We start from the raw sequence: 25271 nt of genomic DNA, 5'->3' as shown, positions 1-25271 counted from the left end.
CACTTCTGGTGGGCATAGGGCGGCACAAGGGACGGAAGGACCCGTGGAGGCGGGTTCTTCCGCTTTTATTTGCCCCTAAAGGGAAGTTGAGTACATTAACTCCGGACATGGATGCCTATAGGTTATGGGTAACAGGACAAATTAACAAATTTAGTGAGGTGGAGCAATTGCCGGGATTTAAAGGGTTGGGAGTTTCAGAAGTGTTGAGTGATTTGCTGAAAGGACAGGGCATTGTCAAGCCGACGCCGGTTCAGGAGGAAGCGATTCCGCCGCTGGTGCAGGGGCTGGACGTCATTGCGAGAGCGAAGACGGGAACCGGGAAAACGCTGGCTTTTCTGCTGCCGATTATGGACAAGATCCGGGTAGAAGCGGCCTATCCGCAGGCGTTGATTCTTGCGCCGACGCGTGAGCTGGCACTGCAGATTACGGAGGAGGCGCGCAAGCTCGCCCGTCATACAGGCGTGAAAATTCTGGCCGTCTACGGCGGACAGGATGTCGAGAAGCAGCTGCGCAAGCTGGAAGGCGGCCGGCACCTGATTATCGGGACTCCGGGCAGACTGCTGGACCATCTGCGCCGTGAGACACTGGACCTGGGCGGCGTGAAAATGCTCGTACTTGATGAAGCAGACCAGATGCTGCATATGGGCTTTCTCGAGGATGTGGAGACGATTATTACGTCCGTCCCTTACCGCCGCCAGACGATGCTGTTCTCGGCAACGATGCCGGATGCGATCAAACGTCTGGCTGCGAATTATATGAAAGAGCCGCTGGATATCATCATCAAGAGCGGATCTTCAATTCCGCTGGAGAATATCCGCCAGCAGGTCGTAGAATGCTCCGACCGCAACAAGGAAGAGGCGCTGCAGGCGCTGATCGAGCGGGACCGCCCTTACCTGGCGATTATTTTCTGCCGGACCAAGCGCCGGGTCTCGAAGCTGAACGAAGCGCTGCAGGCTGCCGGCTATGACTGCGACGAGCTGCACGGCGATCTGTCGCAGGCTAAACGCGAAGCCGTCATGAAACGGTTCCGCGATGCGAAGCTGCAGCTGCTGGTCGCTACGGACGTTGCCGCCCGCGGCCTTGACGTTGAAGGGGTCACGCATGTCTTCAACTATGATCTGCCGCTGGATGCGGACAGCTATATCCACCGGATCGGCCGCACCGGCCGGGCCGGCGGCAAAGGCCTGGCGATTACCTTCGCCTCGCCGCGTGAATACAACCTGCTCGATCTGATCGAGCACGGGACTTCCCAGCGGCTGGACCGCCGCCGCTACGAGAAGGATGAATTCGGCGTCGGCGAATTCACCTCTGTGCAAGGCGGCCCCGCGCGGGGCCGCCGCAGCGGTGCGCCGGAGCCGGCCCGTGCCGGGCGCGGCGGGCGCAGCCAGGGACGCAGCGGCGGAGCGCCGCGTGCGGAAGCCGGTGCGCGCCAGGGCGGACGCGCGCACGGCAAGGAAGCAGGCGGCTGGGACGCGCCTGCAGAAGGCCGCGGCCGCAAGGAAGCGTCCGCGGGCAAGCGCAGCGCCTATGACGCGGCGGCGCGCAGAGGCGGGGACTCCGCCGGCCGCAGCGCGGCGAAGTCAAGAGCGGGCGGCGGCCCGAGCAGCGGCTACAGCACCAATGTAGCGCGCGGTGAGGAAGCCGGAGGCTTCAGCTATGGCGCGTCCAAGGGCGCAGGCTCCGGCGCGGGCTATAATCCGGGCGGGGCCAAGGCCAGCCCGAAACATAGAGCGAACGTGGCCCGCAGCAATGAGGCGGGGGCATGGAGCGCTTCACCGCCGGCCAAGGGCGGCGGTTCACGCGGCGGCAACAGCGCAGGCGGCTCACGCAGCGGCAACAGCGCAGGCGGCTCACGCAGCGGCAACAGTGCCGGCGGCGCCAAGGGCGGCAAAGGCAGCTACGGCAGCTATAGCCAGGGCGGTGCCAAGGGCGGTAAAGGCGGCTACAATGCCGGCGGACGGAGCAGCGGCGGGGCAGCCCGCGGCGGGCGCGGCTCATCTAGATAAAGACGCTGGATTTAGATCGGAATTTGTTACCACAGGGGCGGCCGGCGCAATAAGGCTGTTCCTGTGGTAATATTTTTTTTCTGCTCTTTGATGTGAGCTGGCTTCGGCCAGCGCGCCGAATCAAAGGCAATTATGCCCTTGATTTCGCCTAAAGTCGGCCAGATCGCCGAATCAAAGGCAATTATGCCCTTGATTTCGCCTAAAGCCGGCCAGACCGCCGGATCAAAGGCACTTATGCCCTTGATTTCGCCTAAAGCCGGCCAGCGCGCCGGATCAAAGGCAATTATGCCCTTGATTTCGCCTAAAGCCGGCCAGTGCGCCGAATCAAAGGCAATTATGCCCTTGATTTCGCCTAAAGCCGGCCAGACCGCCGAATCAAAGGCAATTATGCCCTTGATTTCGCCTAAAGTCGGCCAGCGCGCCGAATCAAAGGCAATTATGCCCTTGATTTCGCCTAAAGCCGGCCAGACCGCCGGATCAAAGGCAATTATGCCCTTGATTTCGCCTAAAGTCAGCCAGCGCGCCGAATCAAAGGCAATTATGCCCTTGATTTCGCCTAAAGCTGGCCAGACCGCCGGATCAAAGGCAATTATGCCCTTGATTTCGCCTAAAGTCGGCCAGCGCGCCGGATCAAAGGCAATTATGCCCTTGATTCCGCCTAAAGCCGGCCAGACCGCCGAATCAAAGGCAATTATGCCCTTGATTCCGCCTAAAGCCGGCCAGCGCGGCGAATCAAAGGCAATTATGCCCTTGATTTCGCCTAAAGTCGGCCAGCGCGCCGGATCAAAGGCAATTATGCCCTTGATTCCGCCTAAAGCCGGCCAGCGCGGCGAATCAAAGGCAATTATGCCCTTGATTTCGCCTAAAGCCGGCCAGCGCGCCGGATCAGGGTTCTTACAGTATGTTAAATATTTTGAAACATTTTGGACGCAATGCTTGTCTATAATGAAAATTGAAAATAACGTTTCACCGCAGGGCAGCAGGTTAAGCAATACAAAACAACTTGAGAGGAAGCAGCATATGTCCAGAACCGCCAAAATTGTCATTTTATTCATAGCCGTTATCGCCATAGGCTGGGGAATCGGCAAATATACCTCCCCGTCGCCATCAGCTTCACAGGAAGAAGGGGCTTCTGCAGGTACGGGCAATGAGCTTCAGGCTCCGCCGGTCGCGCAGCCGGAGGCCTCCACTGAGCCATCTGCTATACCGGAGCCTACAGCGGTTGCCACTGCTGAACCACAGCAGACTGACTCCCCGGCTGCTGGCGAGCCTACAGCAGCGCCTTCAGTCCAGCCGGCCGATCCGGCACCAACCGCGAAACCGGCCGCAACGGCTAAACCGGCTGCAACAGCCAAGCCTTCCGGCGGCAGCGGGTCCGCTGATGCCGAGCTTACCGCCGCCGAGCCGGAAAGTATAACGGTCATGGTCAATAAACAGTACAAGCTTCCGGACGGGTACAAGCCTGCCGATCTGGTCTATCCGGACGTTCCGTTTCTTTTCTCGGAGAAGATAGAGAAGCGGATGATGCGCAAGAAGGCGGCGGCTGCGCTGGAGAAGATGTTTGCAGGTGCTAAGAGTGACGGTGTTTATCTGGCCGGTGTGTCCGCTTATCGTTCCGAGAAGACACAGACCACGCTGTTTAACAATTATGTAAAACGCGACGGCGAAGAGAAGGCCCGCACTTACAGCGCTGTTCCCGGGCACAGCGAGCATCAGACGGGGCTGGCGATTGATGTATCCGGCAGCGACGGTAAATGTGCCGCGGAGAGCTGCTTCGGAGGAACCAAAGAAGCCAACTGGCTGGCAGACCATGCTGCGGAATACGGTTTTATTATCCGTTATCCGGAAGGCAAGCAGGCGATCACCGGCTATAAATACGAGCCTTGGCATATCCGCTATGTAGGACAGGATATTGCAGAAGATATTGCAGCCAGAGGTATTACACTGGAAGAATACTACGATGCCGTTCCGGTATCGAATTAAAGCGCAGGCGGCTCCGTTATCCGGGGCTGCCTTTTTTATTATTTTGGCAGGACCGTAGGGATTATTCCATTGGCTGCGCCGGTTTACCGCGCCTCCTTAGAGATGGTTCACCCTGGAAACGGCTGGTTAAGTAGTGGGAAACCCTACTAATCAGGAACGGGAGGCAGATGATATGTCCGAGCATAATCATGTGGTCAGTAAGGACGGTAATGTCAGCATGGGCCGGGTAGGCGATGTCCTGGAGCGGATTGAGCCGCAGCAGCGGGAGCAGATTCTGGACAATTTCGGTGAATTTCAGCAATATTTAAGTAAGCGCATTCATTTGGCGCAGAAAATCGGAATGGGAGAAGAGCAGCTTGCCGTAGCCGCGGAAAAAATCGCCGATTATCTGGCCAATCATGAGGAGCCGCGCAACAGTGAGCAGAAGCTGCTGCAGGAGCTGTGGAAGGTCCAATAAAGAGGAGCGGCACCGGCTGGCCCATATGCTGGTTAAACTGGCGAGTCGTTAAGCCCGGCAGTCTGAAATTCTGTGCAGCTGACCTGTCTTTACCGGCGGCCGCAGGAGGAGCCGGCGCTACCTTTATCGGCACATCCTAATTACCCATTACCGGTTAAGCTTTCGTGGCCGTAATTCACCTCCATTTTTGTATTCGCACGGGTGTATAGGGTATGATGGCATTGACTAAATAAGCAGCCGAGAGGATGAAGAGCCAATGTCGATCTACAGTTTTGCCGCTGTTACACCTTCGGGTAAGGAAGTGCCGCTTAAGGATTATGAAGGCAAAGTACTGCTGATTGCGAATACAGCCAGCAAGTGCGGGCTTACTCCGCAGTACGGGGATCTTCAGAAGCTGTATGAGCAATACGGCAGCCAGGGTCTTGTTGTGCTCGGTTTTCCCTGCAACCATTTCGCCGGCCAGGAGCCGGGGACGAGTGAGGAGGCAGAGGCGTTCTGCCAGGTTAATTACGGCGTAAAGTTCCCGATTTTCGCCAAGACCGATGTTAACGGCCCCGACGCAAGCCCCCTGTTTCAGTATCTGAAGGGCCAGCAGCCCGGAACAGCGGACAGCAGCGACATCCAGTGGAATTTTACCAAGTTCCTTGTGGACCGCAGTGGTAATGTTACAGCACGGGTGGAGCCGAAGGAGTCGCCGGAAACGATGAAGGCGCTTATTGAGTCCCTGCTGTAACCGCATAGAACAGCGATATTTATAATACAATCCATCAAGCCTTCCCGGACCGGACACAACCGGCTGCGGGAGGGCTTTTTGCTGCGTAGTGCAGTGACTGCGTGCGGGTATACTATGAAAATATTCCTTGACGCTTTTCAGGGACACTGTATTCTTTGAAGAAGGAAACATCACAGCGTATTGCATTCAAAGAAGTCAGGCAAGCTGAGCAGGATAATAACGGCAGGAGGGTTTTATAAAGTTATGAGGTTAATCACAGAGGTAGCAGCGGCAGCAGGAATCAGCGGGGAGCATCTGGAGCTGTACGGCAAATATAAAAGCAAGCTGGCTCCTTCCCTTTGGGAAGAGGTAAAGAACAAGCCGGACGGCAAGCTGGTGCTTGTTACCGCAGTTAATCCGACTCCCGCCGGCGAGGGTAAAACACTGACCACGATCGGGCTGTCCCAGGCACTGAATGCAGCGGGAATCAAGACAGTGGCAGCGCTCCGCGAGCCGTCGCTCGGTCCAAGTCTGGGCATGAAGGGCGGAGCAACAGGCAGCGGCAAGGCTCAGATTGTTCCGGCGGACGATATCAACCTGCACTTTACAGGTGATATTCATGCTGTAACTTCCGCGCATAACCTGCTGTCAGCAATGATTGATAATCATATATTCCAGGGAAATGCCCTCGGGCTTGATCCGCAGCGGATTGTCTGGAAACGCGTTATGGATATGAATGACCGGAGCCTGCGGAATATTGTGACCGGGCTGGGGGACGGTAACGGGACCGTGCGCGAGAGCGGCTTCCAGATTACGACCGCTTCCGAGATTATGGCTGTGCTGTGCTTGTGCGATGACCTTGCTGATCTGAAGAAGCGGCTGAGCCGCATGCTTGTAGGCTACGATATGCTGGGCCAGCCGGTTACGGCCAAGGAGATTGGTGCTGTAGAAGCCATGACGGCCCTGCTCAAGGAGGCAGTAAAGCCCAATCTGGTGCAGACGCTGGAAGGAACTCCGGTCATTATCCACGGGGGGCCCTTTGCTAATATTGCCCATGGCTGCAGCAGCGTAATCGGAACCCGCTATGCGCTCAAGCTGGGCGAAGTAGTGGTCACGGAGGCCGGCTTCGGGGCTGACCTCGGTGCGGAGAAGTTCATGAATATCAAATGCCGCCAGGCCGGGCTTGCCCCGGATGCAGCCGTACTGGTCGTAACCGTGAAATCGCTGAAGTACAACGGCGGTGTCCGCAAGGAAGAGCTGTATGAGGGCAACCGCGCTGCGCTGCTGTCGGGCCTCGCGAATATGGAGCGTCATATTGAGAACCTGGGCAAATTCGGTGTTCCGGTACTGGTAGCCCTGAACCACTTTGAGGGCGATACGCCGGATGAGGTCGATGCAGTGCTGGAGGCCTGCCGCCGCCTGGGTGTTCCTGCTGCCGTCTCCAAGGTGTGGGCCGAGGGCGGAGCAGGAGGCCTGGAGCTGGCAAGAGAGCTGAAGAAGCTGCTGGATCATGCACCAGGCGGGACCTTTGCTCCGCTCTACGAGGACCAGCTCGACATTCCGTCCAAAATCAATAAAATCGTCAACGAAATCTACCGGGGGACCGGAGTAGCCTTCTCACCGGCCGCCAAACGCAGTCTGGCTGTTATCGAGAAGCTTGGGCTGCAGCAGCTCCAGGTATGCATGGCCAAAACACCTTATTCCTTCTCCGACCAGCCGAGGCTGCTGGGTGCGCCGGAAGGCTTTACGATGGGAGTGCGTGATATCACACTGTCCCTTGGCGCAGGCTTTGCCGTAGTGATCACAGGCAACATGGTTACAATGCCGGGTCTTCCGGCCAAACCGGCTGCTGAAGGGCTGCTGGTAGATGAGGATGGCGTGCTGCACGGCCTGGAATAGGCTGTCCAAATGAAAAAAAATTAATGCTTCTCCCTGTGCCCGGCGGCTTGCCGCTGTGGTATCAGGGATTTTTTTTGGGTAAAAATAAATAGGCGCCTACAGGATACACCGGGATTCCTTACATCGCTGCTTCCTGCCGCCAGGGAGACATAAACTCCGCCTGCTTGGGGAAAATAATAACCGGAGCAGCATGCCGGCTGCAGATAACAAACCAGAAGGCATTCCAAATTGTGAACAATGTGAGAAAAATCACAATTATACTTGTAATGTGAGAAAAATCACAATATAATCAACGTATAAAGTGAAATTTATCACATACGCAAACAAATATTAAATAAATATGCTTGCCAATTTGGAGGAGGAAGAAATCATGAAAGTAGCAGTCATTGGATGTACCCATGCCGGAACCGCCGCAATTGTTAATACCGCACAGCTTTACCCGGACGCCGAGATTACGGTGTACGAACGCAATGATAATATCTCATTCCTGTCGTGCGGCATTGCCCTATATGTAGGCGGAGTGGTTAAAGACCCGCAGGGCCTGTTCTATTCGTCACCGGAAAAGCTGGCTGAGCTCGGTGTTACCACCAAGATGCGCCATGAAGTTATTAATGTAGATACCGCCGCCAAAACACTGCGTGCCCGCAATCTGGCAACCGGTGAGGAATTTAATGATACGTATGACAAGCTGATTATGACTACCGGCTCATGGCCGATTATTCCCAAGCTGGAAGGAATGGATCTGGACGGCATCCTGCTCTCCAAGAACTACAACCACTCGAACACCATTATTGAGCGGGCTGAGCAGGTAAAAAGAATTACCGTAGTCGGCGCAGGCTACATCGGGGTCGAGCTGGTTGAAGCCTTCCAGATGAACGGCAAGCAGGTAACCCTGATTGACGGTGAGGAGCGTATCCTCAGCAAATACCTGGACGAGGAATTTACAGCTCCGATTCAAAAATCGCTTGAGGACCACGGCATCAAGCTGGCTCTCGGTGAAAAGGTAAGCTCTTTTGCCGGCGAGAACGGTAAAGTAACCAAGGTTATTACGAGCAAAGGCGAGCACGAAACGGATCTGGTTATTCTCTGCATCGGCTTCCGTCCGAATACAGAGCTGCTCAAGGGCCAGGTGGATATGCTGCCTAACGGGGCGATTATGGTCAATGATTACATGCAGACCAGCCTGCCGGATGTATTCGCTGCCGGAGACAGCTGCGCGATCCATTACAATCCGACCGGACAGCATGCCTATATTCCGCTTGCGACCAATGCGGTCCGCATGGGTACACTTGTAGCCCGCAATCTGGTTGCCAATACCATTCCTTATATGGGGACACAGGGTACCTCGGGTATCAAAATTTATGAAGATAATATTGCCGGCACCGGGCTTACTGAAGAAGCAGCCAAGGCAGAAGGCATCGAGGTAGAGAGCGTAATGATCACCGACAACTACCGTCCGGAATTTATGCCGACTGTGGAAGAAGTGCAGCTGAAGGTCGTTTATGCCCGCGGCACACGCCGGATTCTCGGCGCACAGATTATGTCCAAAATGGACCTGACCCAGTCCATTAATACGGTATCTGTCTGCATCCAGAACCGGATGACGGTTGACCAGCTGGCCTTTATCGACTTCTTCTTCCAGCCGCATTACAACAAGCCGTGGAACTTCCTGAACACGGCCGGCCTGCAGGCACTGCCCAAGACAGTGGAACGCAGAGAGACAGTAAATGTATAATTTATAGATGGATTAAGTCCGACCGGAGCCGCCCTGGCTCCGGTTTTTTGCATGTCAGAAAAGATGGATTTGAGGACGCGGCAGCGGGGATTATGGGGCTGTTATACATAAAAGCGAATGAACTGTTACTGTGTTTTTTTTAACATTCATCTTTTTTGTGCTGTGCTAAATTTGACATGTCAGTGAAAACTTTCACGAAGCGTTTCTTGTGGTGATATTTATCACGTAAATGTGATCGGGATCACGCTACAATGGGATAAAGGAACAAATTTTAAGTAATTTTCGAAGGGGATAGGAATCATGGCATACAACAAACCGCAACAGATTGCCGAGGTAACGGTAGAGAACGGAATCAAGAAGGTCCATAACCCGCTTGCAGCCGTGCTTATTCTCGGTTTTCTGGGAGGGGCATTTATTTCGCTGGGATTTTTACTGGATATTCGTGTCATTGCGGGTGCTCCGGCTGAATGGGGCTCCATCGCGAACTTTATCGGGGCTGCTGTTTTCCCGGTCGGGCTGATTATGGTACTGCTGGCGGGCGGGGAACTGCTGACGGGCAATATGATGGCGGTGCCGCTGGCTTTTATAGCGAAGAAGATTTCGTTCTGGGATGTCATTAAGAACCTGGTGCTGATCACGCTCAGCAACCTGGCAGGCGCCCTGTTCGTTGCTTATTTCTTTGGTCATGTAGTCGGTCTGACGGCTGAAGGCGTATATCTTGAGAAATTGGTCAGTATGGCTGAGCATAAGATTGATGTTACATTTGTGCAGGCTTTTGTTTCCGGGATCGGCTGTAACTGGCTGGTAGCGCTGGCAGTGTGGCTCTCCTACGGGGCGGATAATTTCAGCGGCAAAATTCTCGGTATCTGGTTCCCGACTATGGCGTTCGTTGCCATCGGCTTCCAGCACGTTGTGGCTAACATGTTCCTGATCCCTGCTGCCATATTTGAAGGACACTTCACCTGGGGACAATATGTCGCCAACTTTGTTCCGGTGTGGCTCGGTAATCTTACCGGGGGAGCAATCTTTGTAGCAGCAGCTTATTACATGGCTTACCTGCGCAAAGCGCCTGCAGCTGTCCAGTCAGTTGAAGGTGTAGCGGCAGCTGCTGTGAAGAAACACGCTTAACAGTAATCCGAAGCTGATGTGAACGGGCTTCATAGAATGAATAGCATAGGCACTCCTTGCATGACCGGCCAGCATCCATTATTAACGGAGCAGGCGGCTGGTGATCGGGGGGTGTCTTTTTCATTTATAAAAAATGCCTGCAAAACAAAATTCGCCGTGCAGATCCGACTCGGGGGAACGAAATCGGGTTCACGGCGAATAAATAGGGAGTGTTTCATATGCTCTATTACCCGGACATACCGGCATCGAAACAGCCGGATTCCGGTGATTTTCTTTACGCCCCGGAACGCCCGCTATACAATGGACAGACGAGCTGTTTTATACGATATTAAGCTTCATTTAACCGAGTAATTAAAGGAGGACATCCGCTTTGAAGCATAGCAGTGACGGCGTTTTTCCGGCGGTATGTCCGCTGGACTGTCCTGACACCTGCGGGCTGCTGGTGCATAAGCAGGACGGGAAAATTGTAAAAGTTGAAGGAAACCCGGCACATCCGGTCACGAAAGGGGCAATTTGCAATAAGGTGCGGAACATGGCCGGACGGGTGCATCATCCGGAGCGGCTGATGCACCCGCTGCGCCGCACAGGCCCCAAGGGCAGCGGAGCCTTTGAACAGATCAGCTGGGAAGAAGCGATTGCGGAGATTGCCGGCCGGTACAAGCAGCTGTCAGCCGGGCACGGGCCAGAGAGTATTCTGCCGTACTACTTCTACGGCAATATGGGTATGCTCAGCGTGGGCGGGATGGACCGCCGCTTCTTTAACAGGCTCGGCGCAAGCCGCCTGGACGCCAAAATCTGTAATGCAGCCGGGACAACCGGCTGGAAGTATACGATGGGTATTGACGGGGGAGCCAATCCGGAGGATACGGTGAACGCCGATCTGATCATCGTCTGGGGCGGCAACATTGTAAGCACCAATATGCATCAGGTGGTTTTTGCCGAGCAGGCGCGCAAGCGGGGAGCAAAGGTTGTGGTCATTGATGTGCACCGCAACCGCACGGCGCAGTGGGGGGACTGGTTCCTGCCGCTGTACCCGGGAACAGATGCCGCACTGGCGCTTGGCCTGATGCATATTCTGTTCCGCGACGGACTGACCGATGAAGCTTTTCTGCAAAAGTATACGGTAGGGCATGAGGAGCTGCGGGAGCAGGCACTGAGGTATCCGCCCGGGCTGGTGTCGGAAATTACCGGCGTGCCTGTGGCAGATATTGAGCAGCTGGCCAGGCTGTACGGCGAAGCTGAGGTGCCGTATATCCATATTGGCAACGGGCTGCAGCATCATGACAATGGCGGGATGAACGTCCGCAGCATTGCCTGCCTGCCCGCGCTGGTCGGTGCCTGGCTGAAGCCGGGCGGCGGGGCGGTCAGGTCCAACGGCGGCTACAGCTCCGTTCATTCGCAGGCGCTGGCCCGGCATGATCTGCGCAGCAACCCGCAGACACGCAGCATCAACATGAACCGGATCGGCGAAGCGCTGGCACAGCAGGAACAGCCGATCATGAGCTTATTCGTCTACGGCACCAATCCGCTGGTTGTAGCGCCGAGTGCCGACAAGGTAAAGGCGGGGTTTGCCCGCGAGGATCTGTTTACGGTGGTGCATGATCTGTTTATGACCGATACGGCGATGTATGCCGACATTGTGCTTCCGGCAACCTCCACCTTTGAAAATACGGATTTGTACAGCTCCTATTGGCATCATTATATGCAGCTTCAGGAGCCTATTCTGGAGCGGCAGGGTGAATGCAAAAGCAATGTCGAGCTCTTTTCGCTGCTGGGCCAAGCCATGGGCTTTGAACCGGAAGTTTTCGGCCAGCCGGAGGAGGAGATGATCCGTGACGCACTTGATTATCCGGATAACCCGTATTTGAACGGGGTAACGCTGGAGCGGCTGAAGGCTGAGCGGTTCGTGAAGCTGGATATGTCACCGAAGGCGCATTTTCTGGAGACGCTGCCGACCCCTTCCGGCCGGATCGAGCTCTATTCCCAAGCGATGGAGCTTGCCGGCCTGCCGCCGCTTCCGGTCTATACCCCGCTGAAGGAAGGCTACGACGGAGTGCGCCGGCCTGAGCAGGGAGCAGATTATCCGCTGATGTTCATCTCGCCGCCGAACCATAATTTCCTGAATTCGACCTTCGGCAATGTAGAGAAGCATCAGAAGCTGGAGAAGGCGCCGGTCCTGCAGATTCATCCTTTGGATGCAGCTGCCCGGGGGATTGCGGACGGTGACGAAATCACTGTATACAATGGCAGAGGTGCGGTGGAGATTTCAGCCATGGTGACGGATAAAATGCTGCCGGGCACCGTGATCAGCCAGGGGCTGTGGTGGGGCGGAAAAGGCAAGAAGCAGCGGGTCAACGTGCTTACACCGGACCGGCTTAGCGACATGGCCGGGGGCGCAACCTTCTTCTCGGCTACAGTGGAAGTGAAGAAACGGAAGCAGGTGTTGGAAGTGTCCGGATCCGTCTGATTACACTAAGATTCTATATTTGAATAACGCGATAAAGCGGTAATGTAAAAGCTTGCTCTTCACCCTGTTTTGGGATGATACTGGATGGATTGACGACATATATGTAACAGGGGATGAAAGACAAGCCATGAAGTTTTTGCAGGACTATCCGAGGGAAGTCAAAGTATTTCTGATTGCAAGTCTCGTCAATGCGACCGGCAGCGCACTTATGTGGCCGCTTGTGACGATGTATGTTTTTGAGGAGCTTGGCCGCAGCATGCAGGAGGCCGGACTCGTTATCGCTATCCAGTCTCTGGGGGGGATCGCCGGACAGCTGCTGGGCGGATCATTGTATCATAAGCTGGGCGTCAAACGCCTGATTGTCGGAGCGCTGGCTATGAATGCGCTCGCCTTGTTCGCCCTTCCCGCGGCAAGCACGAACTGGTATTTATTCATGGTGGCTATGGGGCTGGTCGGCCTGTTCAATTCCATGGCGCAGCCGGCGATCCAGGCTTTTGTCGGCTTCCGGTTTGCGGAGCGGCGGGGCGAGCTGTTCAATATCATTTATGTTGCGAATAATATCGGGGTGGCACTCGGCACGATCCTTAGCGGTTTTCTGGCCGAGATTTCCTATATGCTGAGTTTTGTGATGAACGGGCTGACTTCGGCCATCTTCGCTGTATTCTTCCTCGTCTATCTGCGGAAAATCAGCAGTACTCCGGTGCAGGAGAATCTGCCGCGCAGATCCCAGCAACGGGAGCAGTCGGGGTGGAAGCTGGCGGGGAACACCAGGCTCTACCTGTACATGTCGCTGGGAACGATGTTTCTGCTGATCGGCAATTCCGTCTGGAATACGGGCGTCTCACCGTTTATTATTTCTGAAGGCTGGTCCAAGAGCCTCTACAGCTTCCTCTGGACGCTTAACGGTATTCTAATCTTTGCCGCCCAGCCGGTAGTAAGTCTGATCAAACGCTGGTTCGCCGGCACATCAAATGCCCAGATGACGGCAAGTGCCGTATTTTACTTAAGCGGATATGCGGTCATTCTGCTGATGCCGAGCTATCCCGGCCTTGTGCTGGCGATGATCCTGGCGACGCTTGGCGAAATGCTGATTTCACCGGCAACGCCGGCCTTTATCGCAGATACCGCCGGACGCAACGCCCCGTTCTATATGGGGCTCAGTGGCGGAATCGGGGCAGCAGGCCGGGTCATCGGCCCGGCTCTGATGGGCGGCCTGTTCGACCAGGGGGGACTCGCGCCTACCGGATGGCTTGCCTGTGCCATGGCGGTGCTGGCAGTCGGATTTTTTGTGATCCATGCCTATGTTAACCGCTCAGCCCGTCATCTGGAGCAAAATGCGGTATAATGGATAAAGCTGGCTGGAAAGTGTATCTGAGAACCCAGAGATAAAAGGCAAGGCAAGGAGTGGAGGCGTTATGCAGCAAATTAACGAAGGCTCGCTCACGATCCGGCCCTCGGAAATCAGGGATGTGCGTGAGCTGATCCTGCTGGACAATATGATCTGGACAGAAGATACGACACCGGGGCCGCTAATGTGGCGTTCCCGTGAGGATTACCTGCTTCATGCACCGCCGGGCTCACAGCTTGTCGCCCTGCAGAATGGCGAGCTGTGCGGATACGTGGGCTTTGGCTGCCCGAGCGGAATGGAGAGCAACCGGCATGTCTGTGAGGTGAACATCGCAGTCGATCCGCAGTTTCAGCGTCAGGGAATCGGCAGCAGGCTGATTGAAGCGATCAAACAGCATGCCGCAGACCACGGTATCCGGAAGCTGCGGCTGCGGGTGCTGTCAAGCAATGAGCCGGCGCTCGCTTTTTACCGCAAATGCGGATTTGAGGAAGAGGGCCGACTGAAGGAAGAGTTTTACTTGGGCGGTCATTATGTCGATGAAGTGTTTATGAGCTGTATGCTGACTGGAGGGAATCAGAATGGAAGTCATTTCGCTTAATGTAGGCAAGCCCGTAACGGTGGATTACCGCGGGAAGCCGCTGGAGACAGGGATTTACAAGCTGCCTGCAGAAGGGCCGGTACGGCTCCACGCTTTGGGCTTCGATGGCGACGGCCAGGCGGATCTGGTGAATCACGGGGGAGTAAACAGGGCAGTCTGTGTCTACCCGATTGAGCATTATACATTTTGGGAGGAGCACCTCGGCAAAAAGCTGGCGTATTCCGCCTTTGGGGAGAATATTACGGTAAGCGGGCTGCTGGAGACCGAGGTCTGCATCGGCGATGTGTACGAGATTGGAACGGCACTGCTGCAGGTCAGCCAGCCGCGGTTCCCGTGCTTCAAGCTCTCTCAGAAGCATGGTGCGAACGATATGCCGGCCAAGGTGCTGTCCACAGGCTACAGCGGCTTTTATTTCCGTGTACTGCGTGAAGGCGCAGTCGGTGCCGGTGATACTGTTGTGAAGGTCGAATCCGGTGAGGGAGACTACTCTGTCCGCCGGGTGCTGAAGGCGATGGAGGTCGGACGGAAGGATAAGACCGATCTTAAGGAGCTGGCTGAGCTAAGCGCGCTGACCGATGAGATCCGTGATGACTTCAAGAAATGGCTGGAGCGGGAGTAAGCGGGATTGGGTACATAGTCTGGTGAGACAGAAGCTTTACGGGTATCTGCTCCGAAAGCAGCAGCAAACGGCCTGGGTGGCCAAGCCCCCGGGCTGTTTGCTTGTGTGCGGCGAAGAACGCCGGGCGGTGCGCTTGTGGCTTCAGCCCAGCAGCTTCCATTCGCTGCGCAGCAGGCCGTAGACGGCGTGGTTCACATAGCCGTGGGGCAGCTTCTCCGACTGGCGGAGCACACCCTCGAACACGAAGCCCAGTCGCTCGGGAATGGCCCTGCTTGCTTTGTTGCCGGTGGCGCAGCGGATTTCAATCCGGTTGAGCTCCATTTCGAGCAGGGCATAATCAACAAACACTCGGCAGGCGCTGGTCATATAGCCGTAGCCTTCTTAGCCTTCGCCGAGCCAGTAGCCGATGCCGACTGAGCGGCTGAGCCAGTCGATCTCATGGTACCCGATGATGCCTGCCAGCTCCCCGCGGACCCACAGTCCGGCGGTGAAGCCCCCGTTGTCGCTGCCCTGCTTGACGGCATTTTTGATGAATGTGGTGATATGGGCCTGTTCGGAAACTCCGTCCACCCATGGCAGCCATTGTCTGAGCCGCAGCCGCGAGCGCTCAACGAGCGCGAACATCTGGCGGGCATGCTCCGGCATCAGCAGCTTCAGCACAAGCTCATCATCTACGACATAATTAAACATGCGGCTGTCTCCTCTCACGGCCCGGGCCGATATGGTGCTTAACGCTTTTTCCACTCGAGGGCGTAAATGTCCTCTTCGAGCGATTGCATCCGCTGTACGGCCAGGGTGCGGCAGTCGCTCAGCGCAGCGTTATAAACAGCCGGACCGAGCTCCTTGAGGAAAAACTCCAGCAGGCTGTCCGCTGCGAGGTGGCCGATCGTTTCCCCGCGTTCCGCTTCAAAATAGCTGCGGATGTTCTCCGTAATGAGATCGCGCTGCTCTTTTGGCAGCTTAATTGGCTTCATAGATGATTCCCCCTTTTTTAATATAAGAAAGTACATGTTTCACGCAATGCTTTATCCGTATCTTTCTTGCACGAACGGATACCGTTCTGATCAGGACGGCGTAGCCATTCATTTTGGCTAAAAAAATGTAAAAGCCTTATGCTTCCCATGCTACTCTATCGTCCGGAGCGAAGTCAAAGCCCCCCTGTTAAGAGGACTCCATTACCCATTTCATTGATCATTCTCCGGTTAACGGGTATATTAATAGGAAACATGTTCATACAAGGACGCAAATTACAGAACGAGAGGTTGATAGCTGTGGAGAACCGTGGAACACCCTCCAATTTCATCAAGAATATCATTACCGAAGATTTGAGCTCAGGTAAAGTACAAGAAGTGGTCACCCGCTTTCCGCCGGAGCCGAACGGTTATTTACATATCGGACATGCCAAGGCGATCTGGATTAACTTTACACTGGCTGATGAATTCGGGGGCAAAACAAACCTGCGCTTCGACGACACCAATCCTTTAAAAGAGGACACGGAATATGTTAACTCCATCAAAGAGGATGTAAAGTGGCTTGGGTACGAGTGGGAAGAGCTGCGGTTTGCATCCGACTATTTTGGCGAGATGTATGAACGGGCAGAGCTGCTGATCCAAAAAGGCAAAGCCTATGTGGACGACCTGTCCGCCGATCAGATCCGCGAGCTGCGCGGCACGCTGACTGAGCCCGGCAAGAACAGCCCGTTCCGTGAGCGCAGCGCTGAAGAGAGCCTGGACCTGTTCCGGCGTATGCGTGCAGGCGAATTCAAGGACGGCGAAAAGGTGCTGCGCGCTAAGATTGATATGGCCTCGCCTAACATCAACCTGCGCGACCCGGTTATCTACCGGATATCGCATACCCATCACCATAATACTGGCGATGCCTGGTGTATCTACCCGATGTATACCTTTGCCCATCCGCTGGAGGATGCTATTGAATCCGTGACCCACTCCCTGTGCTCTCTGGAGTTTGAGGATCAGCGTCCGTTCTATGACTGGGTAATTGCTGAATGTGAGATGCCTGCTGCGCCGCATCAGTATGAGTTCGGCCGCCTGAATCTGGCCCAGACGGTGACCAGTAAGCGCAAGCTGAAGCTGCTGGTGGATGAAGGCCATGTCGACGGCTGGGATGATCCGCGGATGCCGACCATCTCCGGACTGCGCCGCCGCGGCTATACGCCGGAAGCGATCCGCAGCTTTGTGCACGAAACGGGGATCTCCAAGAGCCAGGGCCTTGTTGACCTGCAGATGCTGGAGCATTTCATCCGTGAGGACCTGAAGCTGACAGTACCGCGTACCATGTCGGTGCTGCGGCCGCTGAAGGTGGTCATTACGAATTATCCGGAAGGTCAGACAGAATATTTCGAGATTGAGAACAACGTGGAGAACCCCGAAATGGGCACACGCCAGATTCCGTTCTCCCGCGAAATCTATATTGAGCGCGATGACTTCATGGAAGTGCCGCCGAACAAATACTTCCGTCTCTTCCCTGGCAATGAGGTGCGCCTGAAGAATGCCTACTTCATCAAGTGTACGGACTTCATCAAGGATGAGAACGGCGAGGTTGTAGAGCTGCACTGCACCTATGATCCGGAGACAAGAAGCGGCAGCGGCTTCACCGGCCGTAAAGTCAAAGGTACCCTGCACTGGGTCGATGCCGGCCAGGCCGTTCCGGCAGAATTCCGCCTGTACGAGCCGCTCATTTCGGCCGAAGAAGCCGATGCTGAGGCAGAAGTAGAAGGCCTAGAGGTGTCTGCCGACAAGCCGGAGCCAACCTTCCTCGACCAGCTCAATCCGAATTCGCTGCAGATTCTGCAGGGCTTCGTGGAGCCGGGCCTGAAGGACAGCGTGCCGCAGGACAAGTTCCAGTTCTTCCGCCACGGTTACTTTAACGTGGACAGCAAATACTCGACCCCTGAACACCTTGTGTTCAACCTGGTCGTTTCCCTGAAAAGCTCGTTCCAGCCTGGTAAGTAAGGCTGCATAATAAAAGGCTGTCCCTGTTGTCTTGTGATGACGGGGACAGCTTTTTTTGTGGTTTGTTTGTTTCCTGGTGCTGGATGGTGACAGCATCTAGCTAGCGGGCCGGCAGTTTGCTGATGGCTCTAATCAAAGGGGAAAATCCCTTTGAAAAGCCAGTATAGTGCGCTGCTGGTGCTAATCAAAGGGAAAAATCCCACTAACGGGCCCAATCTCCCCTGCGGAGAGCACGAATAGAGGGGAAAATCCCTTTGAGTGGCCCGGATAGTGTGCTACTGGTGCGGATCAAAGGGAAAAATCCCTTTGAGTGGCCCGGATAGTATGCTGTTAGTGCAAATCAAAGGGAAAAATCCCTTTGAGTGGCCCGGATAGCATGCTGTTAGTGCAAATCAAAGGGAAAAATCCCTTTGAAAGGCCTGGATAGTGTGCTGTTGGTGCGAATCAAAGGGAAAAATCCCTTTGAAAGGCCTGGATAGTGTGCTGTTAGTGCGAATCAAAGGGAAAAATCCCTTTGAGTGGCCTGGATAGTGTGCTACTGGTGCGAATCAAGGAAAAATCCCTTTGAAAAGCCCGAATAGTGTGCTATTGGTACGAATCAAAGGGAAAAATCCCTTTGATTTATTATTTATGTATTACAACAGTTCACCATCCAGCATGGAGTGAATATACTCATACCGGCAGACTCGATTGCTGCCGTGGGCTCGTAAAGGCTTTAGCCTGCCTTTTTCACATAATTGAGTAATATGCCTTTTGATCGTTTTGGGATCAGCGGCGAGAGCATTTACGAGGTCAACAGGCCGGATGATTCCGTCCGAACTTGCTGCGATGCGCAGGATTTCCCGCTCCATCCTTGAATATTTACCGCCCGCATTATCAGCATTCGTCAGCAGACTCGGAAGTAATAAGGTCTTTAGCAATGAGATAGTCAGCTCCGGTGCAGACTCCAGGTCATCATACGGCACTGCGACCACATGATACCCGGCAATCTGCAGATAGGTTTCCCTGTTTAACTCCTGGCGGTATCTGGTCCGGTCGGTGTTCTGTACATGGGGGCCATAGCCCTTGATCTCAATTGCAAACTTGACCTGCCCCGGCTTCCAGACATAGTCAACAAAGTAAGGACGGCCGCGCCAATCGGAAACCTCATACTCCGGATGAAGATGATTAAAATGTCCAAATAGCGGCCACCATACGCGCTCAGCAAACAATTTTTCCCCATGCCCGTGCCCCCGCTCCAGACGATCCAGACGTTCACCTGTTCTCCTCCGCTTATGACGGCTCAGCCATTTCTCATGCTCTTCAGCAAATCCCACGTATAACTTTCCCCCTATAAATTAAAATACAAAATGATAAAAAAAGTCCCGCACCCCAATAAGCTTGGAGTACGGGACGTTCTTCGTCCGTTTTTTTGATTATAAAATCTGCCGGTTAGCAGCGTCAATGACATCACCGGCATTTCGGTCAGTGGATCCGGCCCCTCATTTCTCAAACTCCTCCAGCTCCTCCTGGGCATTCGGGCGGTAGCCGCCGCGGATGACGAACAGCGCCATCAGGCCGAAGCCGCAGGTCCCGATGAAGGCGAGAAAAGCGCCGGACTGGTACATGCTCTGTGCGCCAAGGTTCTGGTACAGCCACCCGCCGAGCACGCCGCCCAGAATGCCGGCGATGCCGCTCCAGGTCAGCGTATACAGAGCCTGTCCAGAGGAGCGGTAAGGCTTTGGAACCAGCAGCATCGTCAGCTGGGTGCCGACATAGAAGAAGCCCCCGAAGGTAATGCAGTGCAGAATCTGGATGAGTGCCACCTGAACCGGGGAAGTTGCCCCGGCCATCAGGCCCCAGCGGAACAGGAACAGCGCACTTACCGCAGCCAGCAAGCCCAGCAGCACGGAAATTTTGCGCTTCAGGAAGCGGTCGCACAGCACCAGGACGCCCATCTCCAGAATGGAGGAGAGGAAAACGGCGAGTCCGATCATGGTTTTGCTGCCGCCAAGCTCGGTTATATACAGCGACACAAAGGTGTTGTTCATCGTATTGGGGATGGACACCAGGATGCCGAAGAAGATGAAGCACAGAAAGAAAGGATTATAAAAAATCTGCCGGAAGCCCTTGAACGGCAGCGGCGCAATCCCGATGGAGTGACTCAGCCGCGGGAGCGCAACCAGGGTGAGCATCGCCAGGCCGAGCAGCACTGCGAACAGATAGGACAACACGGACACACCAGCCCACTCAATCACCGGACCCGCCAAAATAGCCGTAAAGGCCCAGCCCAGCGAACCCCACAGCCGGTAGGAGCTGAAGCGTTGTCCCGTATTCTCGATATAGCTGAGAATCATGGTATTGCTCTGGGCGAACAGCGGACCCTGGAAGAAATAGAAAAAAAGGATGGAGATATAAATCATTTCATATGTATAGGCCTGAAAAACAAGCTGCGACAGCACCAGTGTCCCGGTAAGCATTACAAGGACGATCCTCCGGATATTCTGATACTTGTCGGTCCAGATTCCCCAGAACGGATTGGCTACGATGGAAACCAGTGCGCCTACCGACATCAGGCTGCCGATTTCAAGCTTGTTCATGCCGACATCCTGCAGATAAAGCGGAAAAAAGCTGGTGAACAGAACGACTGTGCCGTATACAAAAAAGTTAAACCATTTCAGAGAGGCAAAAGTTGACTGCTTATTGTCATTGTCCCGCAAATTGGGCACTCCTTTCCCGCCAGGTGCCATGCCTTCCACGAAAGCACTATGAAATAGGCCCCATACATCACTGTAACATTAGTTGAAAAGGGATACAAACCATGTTTTACAAAACGCAGCCTTAAAAAGAGTACAGGCCGGCTTTTTATTGCGACGCATGCACATAACCCTCCAGTAGCAGATGGTACATTTGTTGATCCTTTTAACCCGTTACGTACAGACGCCTATTGTCCCGCCGTTCCGCTGTTTTCAGATGATAAAGTCTGATACGATGATCATATTATATCCCGCAACAGGAGGACAACATGACGCGTTATTCAGGAATTATACTTACCGGCGGAGCTTCGCGCCGCATGGGTACAGATAAAGCGCTGCTTGAGCTTGGCGGCAGGCCGGTCTTGGCCCGGCTGGCGGACGAGCTGTCGAAGCTGGCCGAAAGCACAATCATCGCCTGCGGACCCCGGCAGCGCCGGGAGTACAGCAGCTTCGGGCTGCTGCAGGTGACGGATGTCTATCCGGGCTGCGGCCCGCTGGCCGGACTTCATGCCGCACTCAGCTATACGCAGCAGGAATGGAATCTGGTGGCGGCCTGTGACCTGCCGTTTGCCTCGGCGGAGTTTTTGCGTTATATGCTCACCGCTCACGCAGAAAGCCAAGTGAATACCGGCAGCCCCGGGCTGACCGGCGGTGCAGATGCCGCAGTGGCATTATCCCGGGAAGGCCGGGTGCAGCCGCTCCTCGGACTGTATCACAAGCGGGTGCTCCCCGTGCTGGAGGCTGCGCTTGATGCCGGCAATTACAGGTTCATGGACTGTCTTAATAAGCTGGATGTGCTATATGTGCCGGAGTCCGGGTTTACATCAGCTGCAGCCGATACGCCATCTCCTGTATTCAACATGAACACACCAGCGGACTATGCAGCAGCTGCAGCGCTTGTGCAGTGAGCTCTAAGGCACTAACTTTTCTAATCCTGTTTAATTTCAGTTTAAATATCCGCCTTAAACTACAGAAGATCAATCCGCCAAGAAAAGAGGAATCCCATGAATACAAATAAACCGGACCGGAAGGAGCGGCAGGGTGCGGCCATGAAGCCGTTCCTGAAGCTGCTGCATCAGACCAAGCCCTCCTACGGGCTTCTTGCAGCCGCCGTTCTGCTGAGCATGGTTTCAACCTTGGTCGGCCTCGTCATCCCCATGTTCACCAAAAATCTGGTCGACGGCTTCTCCCTGGCCTCCATTAGCAGGCTGCAGATTGCGGGCATTGCCGGAGCGTTCATCGCCCAGACGATTGCCGGCGGTGTCTCCATATACCTGCTGAATTATGTGGGACAAAAGACAGTGGCGGCGCTGCGTGACCGGCTGTGGCGCAAATTCCTGGTGCTGCCCGTGTCCTATTTCAACGATAACCGCACAGGCGAAAGCGTCAGCCGGATGACCAATGATACCGGAATTCTCAAAACACTCATTTCCGAGCATCTGGCCAGCCTGTTCACCGGCGTGATTTCAATTGTCGGCTCGATTTCGGTCCTGCTGTATCTGAACTGGAAAATGACGCTGGTGCTGTTCACCGTGCTGCCGTTGTCCGCGCTTATTCTTGTGCCGCTGGGCCGCCAGATGTACAAAATATCGAAAGGGACACAGGACGAAACGGCTTCTTTTACCGCTACGCTAAGCGGGGTGTTGTCAGAAATCCGGCTGGTGAAGTCCTCCGGGGCGGAGGCTAAAGAATATGAGGCCGGGCGGACCGGCATTATGAATTTGCTCTCTTTTGGCATACGGGAAGGTAAAATCAGTGCGATGATCAGCCCGCTGGTCTCCTTCGTGTTCATGATGCTGCTGGTGGTGATTATCGGCTACGGGGGCATGCAGGTGTCTTCGGGTGCGTTAACCGCTGGCGAGCTGGTCGCTTTTATCCTCTATCTGATCCAGATTGTGATGCCGCTGACACAGCTTACCCAATTCTTCACCCAGATCCAGAAGGCCAAAGGCGCTTCGGAACGGATCATTGAAACGCTGGCGGCGGAGGAGGAAAAATACGAAGGGGCTGAGGAAGCCGTTCAGTTGGAAGCGCCAATTGTGATAGAAGACCTGAGCTTTGGATATAAGACTGGTAAGCCGGTGCTGAATAAGGTCAGCTTCACCATGCAGCCGGGCCAGGTTACAGCGATTGTGGGTCCGAGCGGCGGCGGGAAAACAACGCTTTTCTCATTGCTGGAACGCTTTTATCAACCGGATCACGGCCTCATTAAACTTGGCGGTAAGCCTGTGTCCACCTTCTCGCTTCGCTCCTGGCGTAAGCTGATCGGCTATGTATCACAGGAAAGCCCCCTGCTCGCCGGAACGATTGCCGACAATCTCGCCTATGGGCTGGACCGGGAGGTCACTGAAGCCGAAATGCGGCGTGCTGCGGAGATGGCGTATGCCGACAAGTTCATTGCGGAGCTGCCGGACGGGTATCAGACCGATGTCGGTGAACGCGGTGTGAAGCTGTCCGGCGGACAGCGCCAGCGGATTGCGATTGCCCGGGCGCTGCTGCGTGATCCGCAGATTCTGATGCTGGATGAGGCAACCTCAAGCCTTGACAGCCAGTCTGAGGCGGTTGTACAAAAGGCTTTGTCGAACCTGATGAAGGGGCGGACAACGATCGTTATTGCCCACCGGCTCGCGACGGTCGTGAATGCGGACCAGATTATTTTTATGGAAAAAGGCCGGATTACCGGCAAAGGCACTCACAAGGAGCTGCTGCTGGAGCATGAGCTGTACCGGGAATTCGCGGAGCAGCAGCTGCAAATGAATGTACCTGAGCTGGAGAGCGCCCCGGCAGAAGAAGAGGAGGCACCTTTGGAATATGGCCAAAATACTGGTGGCGGACGACGATCCGCACATCCGCGAATTGGTGGAAGTCTTTTTGAAGGCTGAAGGCATGGATGAGGTATATAGTGCTTCCGATGGTGTGGAGGCGCTGAAGCTGATGGAGGAGAACAGTGCGGACCTGGCAATTATTGATGTGATGATGCCCCGGATGAACGGCTGGGAGCTGTGCCGCGAGCTGCGCAGGAGCTATGATATTCCGATTCTGATGCTGACCGCCAAGGGAGAAACCGCGCAGATTGTTAAAGGGTTTGAGCTTGGTACTGACGACTATCTGGTGAAGCCGTTTGAGCCGCCGGTGCTGATAGCCAGGGTAAAAGCGCTGCTGAAGCGCTACCAGATTTCTGCCGCGCAGAGTGTTACTATCGGCCGTTTGCGGATGAACCGCAAAACCTATGAGGTCTCCTCGGAGCTCGGCAGCCTTACGCTGCCGCTCAAGGAATTCGAGCTGCTGTTCAAGCTGGCGAGCTATCCGGGGCAGACGCTGACGCGCGACCGGCTGATTGAGGAGATCTGGGGCTATGACTATGAGGGAAACGAAAGGACGCTGGATGTGCACGTAGGGCGGCTGCGCGAGCGGTTTCCCCGGGAAGAGTATGCGTTCCATATCCGCACGATCCGCGGGCTGGGCTACCGCCTGGAGGTGGATAAATAGATGGACAGAGGCCGGGCGGCGGATATTTTCAAAGCGGTTATGAGTATCCTAGTGGTGATTACAGGCTTCTATCTCTCATGGAACGGGGGGTATTTCGGGTTAAAGCTGCTGGAGAAGCATTTTGGCTGGTCCCTGACGCCATATAAATCCCAGCTGCTGACGATGGTGCTGCAGTTCCTCATTTTGTTTCTGCTGGCCGGCACAACGGCGCTGATCGGCCGCCTGCGGGGGGACAAAAGGGCCTTTTTTATCCCGATTATTACAGCCATGCGGCAAATCGCCCAGGGAAATTTCAAGGTGGAAATCGAAAACAGCCGGCGCTTCGGACAGTTCGGCACCATAGTCGAGGGCATTAATGAGATGGCCAGTGAACTGGGCCGGATGGAGATTATGCGCCAGGACTTTATCTCCAATGTGTCGCATGAAATCCAGTCACCGCTTACCTCCATCCGCGGCTTTGCCCGCGCGATGCGCGATGAAGGGATCAGTGCAGAGACCAGGCAGCACTATCTGGATATTATCGAGGCGGAGAGCAGCCGGCTGTCCGGACTCAGCGACAATCTGCTGAAGCTGTCGGCGCTGGAGGCGGGGGGCTTTCCCTTTGAGACGAAGCCGTACCGGCTGGATAAGCAGCTGCGCGAAATGATTCTGGCTGCCGAGCCGCAGTGGCTGGAAAAGGATATTGAAGTGGAGGCAGACCTGGGGGAAACCATGGTCGTTGCCGTCCAGGATCTGATGAGCCAGGTATGGACCAACCTGCTGCATAACAGCATCAAATTCACGCCGCAGGGCGGGCAGATTTATGTCCGGCTGAGGCCGGTGGAGCATGGCGTCGAGGTGGAGCTGCGGGACAGCGGAATCGGGATTTCGGAGGAGGAGCTGCCGCGGATTTTTGAACGGTTCTACAAGGCGGATAAGGCACGGAGCGCCAGCGGGGGCGGAAGCGGGCTGGGTCTATCGCTGGTAAAAAAGATTGTCGATCTCCATGAAGGCAGTATAACGGTAACAAGCCGCCCCGGCGAGGGGACGGATTTTGTGGTCCGGCTGCCGCAGCGGCTTCAATAAAGCTGCCTGATATGGCACAGCAAATCTTGTGGTAGACAGCAGCAGCTGACAAATGTCA

General features: G+C 55.0%; 19 protein-coding genes and 2 pseudogenes. 16 read left to right on the top strand and 5 right to left on the bottom strand.

The window, feature by feature from the left end; all coding sequences use genetic code 11:
• Positions 1-167 precede the first annotated feature (167 nt).
• Positions 168-2006, top strand: a complete 1839-nt coding sequence (locus AC4G46_RS30385) for a DEAD/DEAH box helicase (protein WP_491129015.1) — start codon at positions 168-170, stop codon at positions 2004-2006.
• Between the two features lie 26 nt (positions 2007-2032).
• On the opposite strand, the gene AC4G46_RS30380 is transcribed toward AC4G46_RS30385, so the two are convergent.
• Positions 2033-2998, bottom strand: coding sequence for a hypothetical protein (locus AC4G46_RS30380; protein WP_491125898.1), 966 nt, complete (start codon positions 2996-2998; stop codon positions 2033-2035).
• A gap of 28 nt (positions 2999-3026) precedes the next feature.
• Between AC4G46_RS30380 and AC4G46_RS30375 the strand changes: the two genes are divergently transcribed.
• The 10 genes and pseudogenes from AC4G46_RS30375 to AC4G46_RS30330 all read left to right on the top strand — a co-directional run bounded on the left by AC4G46_RS30375 (position 3027) and on the right by AC4G46_RS30330 (position 14952).
• Positions 3027-3989, top strand: a complete 963-nt coding sequence (locus AC4G46_RS30375) for a M15 family metallopeptidase (protein WP_491125897.1) — start codon at positions 3027-3029, stop codon at positions 3987-3989.
• A 172-nt stretch (positions 3990-4161) separates the two neighbouring features.
• Positions 4162-4498: pseudogene (locus tag AC4G46_RS30370) on the top strand (DUF3243 domain-containing protein).
• A 204-nt stretch (positions 4499-4702) separates the two neighbouring features.
• Positions 4703-5179 (top strand): glutathione peroxidase, encoded by a 477-nt coding sequence (locus tag AC4G46_RS30365; protein WP_491125896.1) that lies wholly within the window; start codon positions 4703-4705, stop codon positions 5177-5179.
• A 243-nt stretch (positions 5180-5422) separates the two neighbouring features.
• Positions 5423-7057: a formate--tetrahydrofolate ligase gene (locus AC4G46_RS30360; protein ID WP_491125895.1), complete on the top strand. Its 1635-nt coding sequence runs from the start codon at positions 5423-5425 to the stop codon at positions 7055-7057.
• Between the two features lie 370 nt (positions 7058-7427).
• Positions 7428-8792 carry an FAD-dependent oxidoreductase gene (locus AC4G46_RS30355; RefSeq protein WP_491125894.1) on the top strand — a complete coding sequence of 455 codons (1365 nt, stop codon included), beginning with the start codon at positions 7428-7430 and terminating at the stop codon, positions 8790-8792.
• A gap of 300 nt (positions 8793-9092) precedes the next feature.
• Complete coding sequence (locus AC4G46_RS30350) at positions 9093-9920, top strand: formate/nitrite transporter family protein (protein WP_491125893.1); 828 nt, start codon at positions 9093-9095, stop codon at positions 9918-9920.
• A 370-nt stretch (positions 9921-10290) separates the two neighbouring features.
• Complete coding sequence (locus tag AC4G46_RS30345; protein ID WP_491125892.1) at positions 10291-12387, top strand: molybdopterin-containing oxidoreductase family protein; 2097 nt, start codon at positions 10291-10293, stop codon at positions 12385-12387.
• A 127-nt stretch (positions 12388-12514) separates the two neighbouring features.
• Positions 12515-13732 (top strand): MFS transporter, encoded by a 1218-nt coding sequence (locus AC4G46_RS30340; RefSeq protein ID WP_491125891.1) that lies wholly within the window; start codon positions 12515-12517, stop codon positions 13730-13732.
• 70 nt (positions 13733-13802) lie between these two features.
• The gene (locus AC4G46_RS30335) at positions 13803-14333 is read left to right on the top strand and encodes a GNAT family N-acetyltransferase (protein ID WP_068728358.1); all 531 of its coding nucleotides are present in this window, start codon (positions 13803-13805) and stop codon (positions 14331-14333) included.
• Positions 14299-14952: an MOSC domain-containing protein gene (locus tag AC4G46_RS30330; protein WP_491129014.1), complete on the top strand. Its 654-nt coding sequence runs from the start codon at positions 14299-14301 to the stop codon at positions 14950-14952. The genes AC4G46_RS30335 and AC4G46_RS30330 overlap by 35 nt, the downstream gene beginning before the upstream one ends.
• A 141-nt stretch (positions 14953-15093) precedes the next feature.
• Here AC4G46_RS30330 and AC4G46_RS30325 read toward each other — a convergent pair.
• Both AC4G46_RS30325 and AC4G46_RS30320 read right to left on the bottom strand, forming a co-directional pair.
• Positions 15094-15642, bottom strand: a pseudogene (locus AC4G46_RS30325) (GNAT family N-acetyltransferase).
• Positions 15643-15680: 38 nt separating this feature from the next.
• On the bottom strand, positions 15681-15926 hold the full coding sequence (locus AC4G46_RS30320; RefSeq protein WP_221796561.1) for a DUF2164 domain-containing protein: 246 nt from the start codon (positions 15924-15926) through the stop codon (positions 15681-15683).
• A 252-nt stretch (positions 15927-16178) separates the two neighbouring features.
• On the opposite strand from AC4G46_RS30320, the gene AC4G46_RS30315 reads away from it, so the two are divergent.
• A complete protein-coding gene (locus tag AC4G46_RS30315) occupies positions 16179-17924 on the top strand; it encodes a glutamine--tRNA ligase/YqeY domain fusion protein (protein ID WP_491125890.1) in 1746 nt (581 codons plus the stop codon).
• A gap of 635 nt (positions 17925-18559) precedes the next feature.
• Here AC4G46_RS30315 and AC4G46_RS30310 read toward each other — a convergent pair.
• Together AC4G46_RS30310 and AC4G46_RS30305 are read right to left on the bottom strand one after the other, a co-directional pair.
• Complete coding sequence (locus tag AC4G46_RS30310) at positions 18560-19240, bottom strand: hypothetical protein (protein WP_491125889.1); 681 nt, start codon at positions 19238-19240, stop codon at positions 18560-18562.
• A gap of 165 nt (positions 19241-19405) precedes the next feature.
• The gene (locus tag AC4G46_RS30305) at positions 19406-20632 is read right to left on the bottom strand and encodes an MFS transporter (protein ID WP_491125888.1); all 1227 of its coding nucleotides are present in this window, start codon (positions 20630-20632) and stop codon (positions 19406-19408) included.
• 296 nt (positions 20633-20928) lie between these two features.
• On the opposite strand from AC4G46_RS30305, the gene mobA reads away from it, so the two are divergent.
• The 4 genes from mobA (at position 20929) to AC4G46_RS30285 (ending at position 25213) form a co-directional block, all read left to right on the top strand.
• Positions 20929-21567: a molybdenum cofactor guanylyltransferase gene (gene mobA / locus AC4G46_RS30300; protein ID WP_491125887.1), complete on the top strand. Its 639-nt coding sequence runs from the start codon at positions 20929-20931 to the stop codon at positions 21565-21567.
• A gap of 96 nt (positions 21568-21663) precedes the next feature.
• Positions 21664-23541, top strand: coding sequence for an ABC transporter ATP-binding protein (locus AC4G46_RS30295; RefSeq protein ID WP_491125886.1), 1878 nt, complete (start codon positions 21664-21666; stop codon positions 23539-23541).
• Positions 23471-24148: a response regulator transcription factor gene (locus AC4G46_RS30290; RefSeq protein WP_491125885.1), complete on the top strand. Its 678-nt coding sequence runs from the start codon at positions 23471-23473 to the stop codon at positions 24146-24148. The genes AC4G46_RS30295 and AC4G46_RS30290 overlap by 71 nt, the downstream gene beginning before the upstream one ends.
• The gene (locus AC4G46_RS30285) at positions 24149-25213 is read left to right on the top strand and encodes a sensor histidine kinase (RefSeq protein ID WP_491125884.1); all 1065 of its coding nucleotides are present in this window, start codon (positions 24149-24151) and stop codon (positions 25211-25213) included.
• Positions 25214-25271: the final 58 nt, after the last annotated feature.

It is taken from the genome of Paenibacillus sp. fava2 (assembly GCF_058313675.1).
The sequence above is the reverse complement of the archived record's forward strand: the minus strand, read 5'-3'. Positions and strand labels throughout refer to the sequence as shown.

Coding starts and splice junctions, on each gene's coding strand:
- AC4G46_RS30295 (WP_491125886.1), top strand. CDS start 21,664: ATGAATACAAATAAACCGGACCGGAAGGAGCGGCAGGGTGCGGCCATG.
- AC4G46_RS30355 (WP_491125894.1), top strand. CDS start 7,428: ATGAAAGTAGCAGTCATTGGATGTACCCATGCCGGAACCGCCGCAATT.
- AC4G46_RS30290 (WP_491125885.1), top strand. CDS start 23,471: ATGGCCAAAATACTGGTGGCGGACGACGATCCGCACATCCGCGAATTG.
- AC4G46_RS30320 (WP_221796561.1), bottom strand. CDS start 15,926: ATGAAGCCAATTAAGCTGCCAAAAGAGCAGCGCGATCTCATTACGGAG.
- mobA (WP_491125887.1), top strand. CDS start 20,929: ATGACGCGTTATTCAGGAATTATACTTACCGGCGGAGCTTCGCGCCGC.
- AC4G46_RS30335 (WP_068728358.1), top strand. CDS start 13,803: ATGCAGCAAATTAACGAAGGCTCGCTCACGATCCGGCCCTCGGAAATC.
- AC4G46_RS30285 (WP_491125884.1), top strand. CDS start 24,149: ATGGACAGAGGCCGGGCGGCGGATATTTTCAAAGCGGTTATGAGTATC.
- AC4G46_RS30350 (WP_491125893.1), top strand. CDS start 9,093: ATGGCATACAACAAACCGCAACAGATTGCCGAGGTAACGGTAGAGAAC.
- AC4G46_RS30360 (WP_491125895.1), top strand. CDS start 5,423: ATGAGGTTAATCACAGAGGTAGCAGCGGCAGCAGGAATCAGCGGGGAG.
- AC4G46_RS30375 (WP_491125897.1), top strand. CDS start 3,027: ATGTCCAGAACCGCCAAAATTGTCATTTTATTCATAGCCGTTATCGCC.
- AC4G46_RS30340 (WP_491125891.1), top strand. CDS start 12,515: ATGAAGTTTTTGCAGGACTATCCGAGGGAAGTCAAAGTATTTCTGATT.
- AC4G46_RS30365 (WP_491125896.1), top strand. CDS start 4,703: ATGTCGATCTACAGTTTTGCCGCTGTTACACCTTCGGGTAAGGAAGTG.
- AC4G46_RS30315 (WP_491125890.1), top strand. CDS start 16,179: ATGTTCATACAAGGACGCAAATTACAGAACGAGAGGTTGATAGCTGTG.